A 9,820-nucleotide genomic window follows, 5' to 3' on the forward strand; every position below is an offset into this window, starting at 1 on the left:
GGCGGGCCTAGCCCGTCCCCGGACATTCCCCCAACGCTCATATTATCTGGAGTGAAATCATGACGAACCGACGCAAATCCGAGCCTCCGGCTGCCGGACTCGACATAATCGCGGACTGCAAAGAATATGTCCTCGATTATCTCGCCCATTCCTTCCCGGTGCAGCTCTACGAGCCCTTCAGCGACGGCGAGGGCAATATGTCCTCGCGTCCGGTCTTTCGCGACGGCCAGCCGGTCGAGAGCCGCGAGGCGGTCGCCCGCCGCACCGAGCTGATCGAGAAACTCGCGAGCCTTCCGCCGGTGCCGGGCGCGCTCGACCAGATCGTCCAGCATTTCGGCGCGGACGTGGTGGCCGAAGTCACCGGCCGCTCGCGTCGTATCGTGCGCAAGGGACAGCGCCTTGTGGTCGAGACCCGCGCGGCGTCCGCCAATCTCGCCGAGACCCAGGCCTTCATGGACGACATGAAGCGCGTGCTCGTGTTCAGCGATGCCGGCGGTACGGGCCGCAGCTACCATGCGGAGCTGTCGGCACGGAACACGCGGCTTCGCGTCCACTATCTGCTTGAGCCGGGCTGGAAAGCCGACGCCGCGATCCAAGGCCTCGGCCGCACCCACCGCACCAACCAGGCGCAGCCGCCGCTCTTCCGTCCGATCGCGACCAATGTGAAGGCGGAGAAGCGCTTCCTATCGACCATCGCGCGCCGGCTCGACACGCTGGGCGCGATCACGCGCGGACAGCGCCAGACCGGCGGCCAGGGCCTGTTCCGACCCGAGGACAATCTGGAGAGCCACTATGCGCGCGATGCGCTTCGCCAGCTCTACATCCTGATCGTCCGCGGCAAGATCGAAGGGTGCTCGCTCCAGCGGTTCGAGGACACGACCGGCCTGAAGCTGATGGACGACAACGGCATCAAGGACGAGCTCCCGCCGATCACAACCTTTCTCAACCGCCTGCTCGCGCTCACCATCGACCTGCAGGACGTCCTGTTCGCCGCCTTCGAGCAGCTTCTGACCGCCAAGGTCGAGGGCGCGATCGCCGCCGGCATCTACGACATCGGACTGGAGACGCTGCGCGCGGAGAGCTTCGTCGTCACCGATCGCCAGACCATCTACACCCATCCCGGCACCGGCGCGGAAACCAGCCTGCTGACCATCCAACAGCGCGAGCGCAACCGGCCGATGACCGCCGAGGAGGCGATGGCTTGGCTCGACGATCCGGTCGCCAAGTTGCTGGTCAACGAGCGCTCCCACCGCGCCGCGGTTCAGCTTCCAGCGCCTTCGCTGATGCTCGACGACGGGGAGATCGAACGCCGCGTGCGGCTGATCCGGCCGATGGAGCAGCATCACGCCTCCATCCGCATGATGGACGAAAGCCATTGGATCGCCGCCAGTCGCGCCGAGTTCACCGCCGCCTGGAACGCCGAGATCGCGGAGGTGCCAGCCTATTCCGATTCCACGATCCACATCGTCGCTGGCCTGCTGCTGCCGATCTGGAAGCGGCTGCCCAACGAGTCGAGCCGTGTCTATCGGCTCCAGACCGATGACGGGGAACGGATCATCGGCCGCCGCGTGTCGCCCGCATGGGTCGCCAACGCCACGACAGTCGGAACGACGAACCTGTCCGCCGACCATGCCTATGCCGCGCTCATCGAGGGCAAGACAATCCTCGATCTCGCCGAAGGCCTCCAACTCCGTCGCGTGCGCGTCATGGGCGCCGATCGCATCGAACTCTCCGGCTTCACCGACGCGATGCGCGAGCGCCTGCGCGCCTTTGGCCTCTTCAGCGAGATCATCTCGTGGAAGCTCCGCTTCTTCGTGCCCGTCGGCGCGGACGGCGCGACCATCATCGGCAAGCTGATCGGCACCTACCCGATCCAGCGCGTCGGCGAGCGGGAGGCAGCGTGATGGCCCGTCTCGACGCATCCGATCTCGCGCAACGTCTCGGCCGACAGGCCGAGGCGGTGTGCCGCCATTATCTCAGCAATGGCCACCGTCAGGGCAACTACTGGCAGGTGGGCGACGCCCGTAACACTAAGGGCCGCTCGATGTACGTCCGGCTCAAGGACTCGCCCAAAGGCCCCGCCGGGAAATGGACTGACGCCGCTACCGGCGAGCATGGAGACCTCCTCGACGTCATCCGCGAGAGCTGCGGCCTCATCGACTTCAAGGATGTCGCCGACGAGGCTCGGCTCTTCCTCAGCATGCCACCACCAGCGCCGGAACCCTCCGCCTTCCAGCCGCTGGCGCCCGCACCACATGGATCGCCCGAAGCCGCACGGCGCCTCATCCGCATGTCGCAGCCGATTGCGGGCACAATCGTCGCGGCGTATCTCCGGCAACGCGGCATTACGGATCTCCGTGGAGCCGGAAATCTGTATTTCCACCCGCACTGCTATTATCGCCCGGACGAGCATGCGCCGACCGAGACTTGGCCGGCCATGATCGCCGCTGTCACTGACCTCGACGGCATGATCACCGGGGCGCATCGCACCTGGCTCGACTCACGACGCCACGACAAGGCGCCATTCGAAACCCCGCGCCGGGCGATGGGCGATCTCCTCGGCAACGCGGTCCGCTTTGGCGCTGGTGGCGAAGTGATGGCAGCCGGCGAAGGCATCGAGACGGTCCTTTCAATCCGCCAGGTCGTGCCCAACATGCCGATGGTGGCGGCGCTCTCCGCGGCACATCTCGCCGCCATCCTGTTCCCGGACACGCTGCGGCGGCTCTACATCCTGCGCGATGACGATCCGGCAGGCGATGGTGCGCGTGACAGCCTGATCGAACGGGCGAACGCGGCCGGGATCGAGGCGATCGTGATCTCTCCACAGCTCGGGGACTTCAACGAGGATCTCCGCACCCTCGGCATCGCGACATTGCGCAGTCAGACTCGGGTACAGCTCGGGCCGCAGGACGTCGCACGCTTCATGGCGCTGGCGGCATAGCCGGTAAGGAAGCGGCAGCGGCCCCGCCGCCGTACTCGCTCAGACGCAGCGGATCGGAGAGGACCGCGCCTCGGCCTTCGAGAGGGCGATCGGCCCACAGGCAGGCCGGCCCGGCAATGGCTGCGGCCGACTATTTTCCGGCGCGGCCCCAAGGGGCCGCTTTCCATCGCGAAACAAAATAGCCGGCCTCCGCCATCCTCCGCTGACGCTCCGGCCCTCGCTCGCGCTCCGGGTGCAGGGCCGCCCCGCCGGTGTGCTTCGTCGCCATGAAGGCCGCGACGGTCGCGGTCCATCCGACGGAGCATCCGATGCGCGATCTCGACGACTACGAACCGCACCACGAATCCTCACCGACTGACCACGTCCTCAACGAATTGCAGCTCCACGGCTACCGGCCTTTCGCCGACGAACCCGATCAGCGGCTTCTGCCGGACGGCAACGCGGTCGCGGGCGCGGTCGCCGACATCTTCGACGCCCTGATCGTGACCCTGGAGGACACGCGCCTCGAACCCGACCTCGACGATCTCCTCTGGTCGACCGTGAACGTCTTTCATCGCGCCGCCGAACGGATCAACCGCGAGCTCGACGACAACGAGCAGGCCCAAAAGCGCTCCCAACGCGAACAGGACGGCAGCGAGGTGAAGTCGGTCGATCTCGAGCGCCTGATCGCCGAGGGCAAGACACAGGTCGAACGCCAGACCGCCTTCGAACTGATGCGCGACCAGGCCGCCGAGCACTACGAACGCCAGGTCGGCAAAGCCTGGCTCCCGCGGTCAGGATCGAAGGTCAATCATCGCAACCTCACCTCGGCGATGATCGACAGCCGCGACTTCATCATGGCGAAGAAGCGTGCCGAGCAGGAAGTGCTCCTGCCGCCTGGACCGAAGATCGCCGTCACCGGCGGGCTCGATTTCGACAACCATCACCTCATCTGGGCCAAGCTCGACCAGGTTCACGAGAAGCACCCCGACATGGTGCTGATCCACGGCAAGTCGCCGAAGGGTGCCGAGAAGATCGCTTCTCTCTGGGCCAGGAATCGCAATGTCCCACAGATCGGCTTTGCACCCGACTGGACGAAGCACGGCCGGGCAGCACCCTTCAAACGCAATGACGAGATGCTGCAAATCCTGCCGAAGGGCGTGCTGCACTTCCCCGGCACCGGCATCAATGACAACCTCGCCGACAAAGCCAAGAAGCTCGGCATCCCGGTGTGGAAATTCGGCGGCGCGTAAGCGCCGCCGCATCGGGCACCTGCTAAACGGCCAAGCCTATGGCATAACGCAACGAATGCAGCGACTGAAGCCACTCCCGAAACCGGCACGTTCGGACGCCGTTCTCGCTGCGGTTTTCCTGGAGAATGCCACCGTGAAGGCTGCAGCCGCCGAATGGGCGGCGGATCAAGGATTCGACAATCAAGCCCTTCATGCGATTGCAATTGCCATCGAACTCCTCCTCAAATCCTATCTGCTTAACGTCGCGACCGATGATGTTTGGAACCGCGCGAACATCGGGCACGATCTCGCCAAGGCACTCCATTATTCGGCTCAAGCCGGCTTGGTGCCTCCTTCACGCATCGAGTGGATTATCAGCCACCTCCATCCGCATTTTCAGCGTGGCGGGTTTCAGCGCGAGCCGTCGAGGAAATGGCCACCAGGCTTTGCGGATGACGCAGGTGAGGTCGCACGGCAGCTCGCGCAGACAGTACGGCTTCACCAACGTCACGGCCACATCGACTCGGCTTCCAGCCCGGAGAAGACCACTCCCCGCTGAATGGCGCTGGTCCTTGGTCCAGCCGATGGCCTGACGCCATCAACCCGTAAAGGGTCGGACTACGCATAGCGTGCCGCCGCGCCGGCGTTGCCTGCGCGGTGATTGCGGCCATCGGCCGAACACATCGGGCGCCTGTCAGCGGGGGGATGGTCCTCCGCTCGAAACAGGAGCCGGATCGATGTCCTTCCCCGACGCACACGCCTTCGCCTTCAGCCTCGCCACCACGCTGATGGCCGTCATCGTCATCTTCCGCGCGGGCGACGGCACTCTCTCGGTGACACCCGCAAACGAATACGACGGCGACGTCTCGGAGATCGTCCACGAGGTCGATCCCTTCGCGCCATGACGGCGCGCCACCCTTCCAGGCGACGCGGAGACCCCTGCGGTTTCCGCTCCCGACGGAGCACAGCTTTTGCTATGCTCCCGAATGCGCCGTGGTGGTGGTGGAAGGCGCGACCGTCAGAATTTGCTCTTTCGGAGACACCACCATGATTATCCTCGGCATTGTCCTATCCTTCGCAGCCATCGGCATCTTGTGCTGGTTGCTGTTCACGCTCGCGGTGTTCGCACTGCCATTCTTCGCGGGCGTGACCGCCGGCACCTGGGCCTATGACACTGGCGCGGGCTGGCTCGGCGCCATCCTTATCGGCATGCTCGGCGCCGGCCTGACGTTGGGCGTGGGGCAGCTCTTGCTTGGAATTGTCCGCCCGCTCTGGGCACGCCTGCTGATCGCGCTGGCATTTGTCGCACCCGCGGCGATCGCCGGCTTCCACGCCACGCATGGCATCGTGAAACACACCATGCCGTCGGAGACCTGGCAGCTCGTGTTCTCCGTCATCGGTGCGGTCGCGGTCGGCGTCACCGCGTTCGCGCGCGTCGCTGGGATGGCAAGCACCGGCCCGTCCAGCCAGGGCATTGCACCAGCCTGACACCACGACGGAACCGTCGCCGGGACGACCAGTCGGGGGTTTCAGCCCTCAGCGTTGTGCAGTTGGAGAGGGAGCCGCGTCACCGGAACCTGACTGAAGCCCATCGTGCGGCCGCCTCAACAGCGCCCGGATTTCTGCTCGGCGCCTCTGTGCGCGGGAACGGTGCAACACGAAGTCGAGGGCGTCATCTCCACTGGCCGACTTCGAAACGAAAGCTCGACCCTCGCCTGTACAAGGGGAGGACGGGTCGCAGATGATCTTCAGCTTGCGCCGTCTGCTGGTTGCGACCGGGTCGCCATGATCTTCCGTTCCTGATTGTCTCCAGACCGCTCCGAACGGCCTCTCCAATGGCCTGATCTGACCGAAGGACGGCTGCGCCTCGACCGCCTATGCCGCAACGGCGCGTCCCGACTTTCTTCCCCTGCCGGCCAAGGCCGTCATTCCTCGCGAAACAACAAAGTCGTTCCTGCCATCCTCCGCGTTGCTCCGGTCGCAAGCGATGCGGCGTCGGTCGCCTCCGGCCTGTCGATCGCCATCGAGGCCGCAATGGAGCGGTCCCGAAAACGAAACGGAGACTTACAATGGCGACCATCGGCACCTTCAAGAAGACCGGCTCGAACGAGTTCACCGGCGAAATCGTAACCCTCAGCGTCCAAGCCAAGGGCGTGCGCATCGTCCCCGACACCCGCGCCACCGGCGAGAACGCCCCCAGCCACCGGGTTCTGGTCGGCCGCGCGGAAATCGGCGCCGCCTGGTCCAAGCGCTCCAACGAGGGCCGCGACTATCTGGGCCTCAAGCTCGACGATCCGAGCTTCAACGCCCCCATCTACGCCAACCTCTTCGACGACGAGGACGGCGACACCCACTCGCTGATCTGGTCCCGCCCGACCCGCCGCGGCGACTGAGCCCCGAGCAAGGCCCCGGCCGAACAGGCCGGGGCCTTTCCACTGCTAGCGCGAATCACTTCGGCCGCCCGGCGAGGGCACCGCCAGCCCTGAGACGCCGATTACCCTCGCAATGGGCGCAAAGAACGACTATTATAGTCGTAGTTCTGGCAAGCGTGTGTCCGTCGGTGGGAGGTGATCATGCATGATCACCGCCCGACAATCGCGGGCCGCGCGCGCGTTGCTGGGGTGGACACAGGAGACGCTCGCTGACAAGGCCCGGACATCGCTAACCGCGCTCAAGCGCCTTGAGTCCGAAAGTGGATTAGAGGTGTACGAGTCGACGCGCGATCAGGTGCGAAGGGCGCTTGAAACAGCCGGTATCGTCCTGCTTTCCACCGACAAGGGCGAAGGAGTGCTGCTGCTCCATGAGCGGGACGACCGGCCGACGAGGCGTTAGCAGCGCCGTGATCGCGTGGCGCACACCATCCATCGCACGTTGTCACAGTAATGCCGGGCACGAGTGTTAACGAATGCTTTCCGCGCGAATATAGTCGCCTGATGGAATCCGCGATGCCGCCGTTTCTCGATGCGCCTCCGATCAGCCAGACCCTCACGGCCTATGACCGCGAGCATATGGTTCTCTATCTGCGCCTGCTCGATTCCTCGCGCGACGGAGCTGATTGGCGCGAAGCCGTCCAGATTCTCTTTGGCCTCGATACGGCACGTGAGCCGCAGCGGTGCCGCCAGGTCCATGACACGCATCTCGCCCGCGCGCAGTGGATGACCGAGCACGGCTATCGAGACTTGGTCCGCTCCGCACAGTGATCGCCGCGATGCCGTTTCGGCACCACCCTTTGCCGGCCCTCTGACTTCCACTGAACAACCCAGCCGGGAATCCTGACTCTCCCACAAATTCAAAGACTAGGGAGGATCGCGATGACACCAGATGCTTCCGGCTGGCGTTCATCGGAACGCTATGCGCACGTCGCCGACATGACCGCGTCCGACGTCGCGTGGGAATGGCTGCGCCGCAACGAAACCTACGACAGGGATTTTCAAGCGCTCGGCGACAGCGAAAGTGATCTGCGCACGCTGACCGACGGGATCGGGCAGCGGTGGGGGTTGCGATTTCCCCGTAGACCCGATGCAGGCACCTCCCGAAGCGCAGGTGATCTGGCTTCCCCAGGAAGACACAAGCGCCATCGTTCTTGGCCCACCTCCGGATATTCCGTCCGCAAGCGCTGATCCCCAACCGACGATCGACGCCGCCGTAAGCGTCGATGTCGGCAGCGAGACCCATCTGGTTCTCGATCTCGGAAACGGTCAGCGCGTAGCGCTTGTTCATCCGTCCGAGACACGACCCGCCAAATCTCTTGGCGCCTTCATCCCGCTCGGCCTGGAAGGCTTCGACCGGCTCCAATCGGTCGCCCGCTTGCTCTCCGCCCTCCATGGCCGCGCCATACCGCCCGACACCCGACTGACACGGCAGCAACGTGCTCGGCTGTGCCGGATGCTGCAGGCCTTCGACGGTCATCGCGCGGGCGCGACCCAGCAAGAAATTGCGCAGGTCATATTTCGGATCGGCGCTCTCGGTCGCGACGACTGGCAGGCATCTTCCGCCCGCCACGCCACCAAAGCCCTGCTTCGAGATGCCCGCGCGATGATGGTGGGTGGGTATCGCACGTTGCTTCGTCATCGGCGGCAACTTTAGCCGATCTCCATCCGACTCTTGGTGGGCGAATTTAGGCCCCCCTGAATTCGCCCTGCATCTCGCCGGCCCTGCTTCGCCAACGTGGCCTTCGTTACCCGCCGCTTCCCGGCGGCCCCAACGAACCCACGGAGGCCCTCCCATGCGACCTGATCTCGCCGTTCTCCCGCCGCGCTACCTGCGCACCAAGGAAGCCGCCGAATTCCTCAGTCTGTCGGCCCGCACACTCGAAAAGCACCGCACCTACGGCACCGGCCCGGCCTACCGGAAGCTCGGCGGCCGCGTCGTCTACGCCGTCGACGATCTCGAAGCCTGGGCTGCGCGCGGCGCCGTCACCTCGACCTCCGATCCGCGTGGCGCCGTCCTGCCGGCCAAACGGCAGACGCTGCCCTCCGCGCCGCAACCCGGCCGCTACGCGCGCTGACCGCGAGCGGTTTCCCGAATGGCGGCGCGACACCAGTCCCTCTCGGAGCGCGGACAGCTCGACCTGTTCCGTGCGCTCCCCGGCGAGTTCGCGCCACGAGACGCGCAGGATCTCATGGCTTATCCGTTTTTCTCCCTCTCCAAGACCCATCGTATCGCGCCGATAGATTTCTGTGCCGGCGACGTGTCGATCCGCGTCGAGGCCGTGCCCGATCATGGCATGGCGACCATATGGGACGCCGACATCCTGATCTGGGCGGCGAGCCAGATCGTCGAGGCGCGTGATGCAGGTTTGCGCACATCGCGTCTGATGGTCGCCACGCCCTATGAAATCCTGAAGTTCATCGGCCGCGGCACATCCTTGCGCGACTATCAGCGCCTGAAAGCCGCGCTCGACCGCCTGCAATCCACGACGGTCTGCACCTCGATCCGCCAGCCCACTGAGGGTCGGCGTCACCGCTTCTCGTGGATCAACGAGTGGAAGGAGCGCACCGACCGGAGCGGCAAGCCGGACGGGATCGAGATGATCGTGCCTGACTGGTTCTATCAGGCCGTTCTCGACGACGCGCTCGTGCTGACGATCGACCGCGCCTACTTCGATCTCACCGGCGGCCTTGATCGCTGGCTCTATCGCCTGGTGCGCAAGCACGGCGGGCGCCAGCGCAATGGCTGGCGGTTCGATTTCCGCCACCTTCACCAGAAATCCGGCGCCCTGTCGCCGTTCAAACGCTTCGCGTTCGAGCTACGCGACATCATCCGTCGCCAGCCGCTTCCGGGCTACACGTTGTTTCTGGAGATCGAGGCCGGCGGCAGAACCTTGCTCGCATTCGAGCGCACTCCGCCCTGTGGAAAAGCTGTGAAAGGCTTCGTGCCATCGGGAACCCGAAAGCGCGTGCCATCAGGAACCGCCCCCTCGTGCCAACGGGAACCGAAACAGGGTCTAACCCACGACAGCAGAACAGAAAATCGCGCCCCTAACTTAGAATCTAACAGAGAATCTAACTTTGAAGAGCGCGCGCGCGAGGTGGAAAACCTTGTCGATGTGCCGTGTTCAGCGAACCGGTGCCGAGTCAGCGAACTGTGTGCCAAGAGAGCGAACTCAGTTCACGAACTGCGAGCCGAATCATGAGTAGGCTCGGCAAGAATCGTACACCTCAGCGGA

The 9,820-nt window shown here is 64.9% G+C and carries 12 protein-coding genes and 1 pseudogene; all 13 read left to right on the plus strand.

Annotated features, from left to right (window positions below):
- Window positions 1-68 precede the first annotated feature (68 nt).
- Window positions 69-1,904: pseudogene (locus tag EH199_RS23470) on the plus strand (strawberry notch C-terminal domain-containing protein); the annotation flags it as partial.
- Window positions 1,904-2,941: a toprim domain-containing protein gene (locus EH199_RS23475; protein ID WP_006022617.1), complete on the plus strand. Its 1,038-nt coding sequence runs from the start codon at window positions 1,904-1,906 to the stop codon at window positions 2,939-2,941. The pseudogene EH199_RS23470 and the gene EH199_RS23475, both read left to right, overlap by 1 nt.
- Before the next feature lie 308 nt (window positions 2,942-3,249).
- A complete protein-coding gene (locus tag EH199_RS23480; RefSeq protein WP_006022616.1) occupies window positions 3,250-4,173 on the plus strand; it encodes a DUF2493 domain-containing protein in 924 nt (307 codons plus the stop codon).
- A gap of 55 nt (window positions 4,174-4,228) precedes the next feature.
- Entirely contained in the window at window positions 4,229-4,711 is a 483-nt protein-coding gene (locus EH199_RS23485; protein WP_033965850.1) for a hypothetical protein, read from the plus strand.
- A 178-nt stretch (window positions 4,712-4,889) separates the two neighbouring features.
- On the plus strand, window positions 4,890-5,057 hold the full coding sequence (locus EH199_RS24555) for a hypothetical protein (RefSeq protein WP_006022614.1): 168 nt from the start codon (window positions 4,890-4,892) through the stop codon (window positions 5,055-5,057).
- A gap of 142 nt (window positions 5,058-5,199) precedes the next feature.
- Window positions 5,200-5,640, plus strand: a complete 441-nt coding sequence (locus EH199_RS23490) for a hypothetical protein (RefSeq protein WP_006022613.1) — start codon at window positions 5,200-5,202, stop codon at window positions 5,638-5,640.
- 581 nt (window positions 5,641-6,221) lie between these two features.
- The gene (locus tag EH199_RS23495; RefSeq protein WP_006022612.1) at window positions 6,222-6,545 is read left to right on the plus strand and encodes a DUF736 domain-containing protein; all 324 of its coding nucleotides are present in this window, start codon (window positions 6,222-6,224) and stop codon (window positions 6,543-6,545) included.
- Between the two features lie 184 nt (window positions 6,546-6,729).
- Window positions 6,730-6,984 (plus strand): hypothetical protein, encoded by a 255-nt coding sequence (locus EH199_RS23500; protein ID WP_006022611.1) that lies wholly within the window; start codon window positions 6,730-6,732, stop codon window positions 6,982-6,984.
- Window positions 6,985-7,097: 113 nt separating this feature from the next.
- On the plus strand, window positions 7,098-7,352 hold the full coding sequence (locus tag EH199_RS23505) for a DNA -binding domain-containing protein (RefSeq protein WP_006022610.1): 255 nt from the start codon (window positions 7,098-7,100) through the stop codon (window positions 7,350-7,352).
- A 111-nt stretch (window positions 7,353-7,463) separates the two neighbouring features.
- Complete coding sequence (locus EH199_RS23510; RefSeq protein ID WP_006022609.1) at window positions 7,464-7,772, plus strand: transcriptional regulator domain-containing protein; 309 nt, start codon at window positions 7,464-7,466, stop codon at window positions 7,770-7,772.
- Window positions 7,696-8,238, plus strand: a complete 543-nt coding sequence (locus EH199_RS23515) for a DUF2285 domain-containing protein (protein WP_223806899.1) — start codon at window positions 7,696-7,698, stop codon at window positions 8,236-8,238. The genes EH199_RS23510 and EH199_RS23515 overlap by 77 nt, the downstream gene beginning before the upstream one ends.
- Window positions 8,239-8,377: 139 nt before the next feature.
- The gene (locus EH199_RS23520; RefSeq protein ID WP_124811468.1) at window positions 8,378-8,659 is read left to right on the plus strand and encodes an AlpA family transcriptional regulator; all 282 of its coding nucleotides are present in this window, start codon (window positions 8,378-8,380) and stop codon (window positions 8,657-8,659) included.
- An 18-nt stretch (window positions 8,660-8,677) separates the two neighbouring features.
- Window positions 8,678-9,787, plus strand: coding sequence for a replication initiator protein A (locus tag EH199_RS23525; protein WP_223806900.1), 1,110 nt, complete (start codon window positions 8,678-8,680; stop codon window positions 9,785-9,787).
- Window positions 9,788-9,820 lie beyond the last annotated feature (33 nt).

The sequence above is a fragment of the Novosphingobium sp. LASN5T genome, from assembly GCF_003856955.1.
Taxonomy (GTDB): Bacteria; Pseudomonadota; Alphaproteobacteria; order Sphingomonadales; family Sphingomonadaceae; genus Novosphingobium.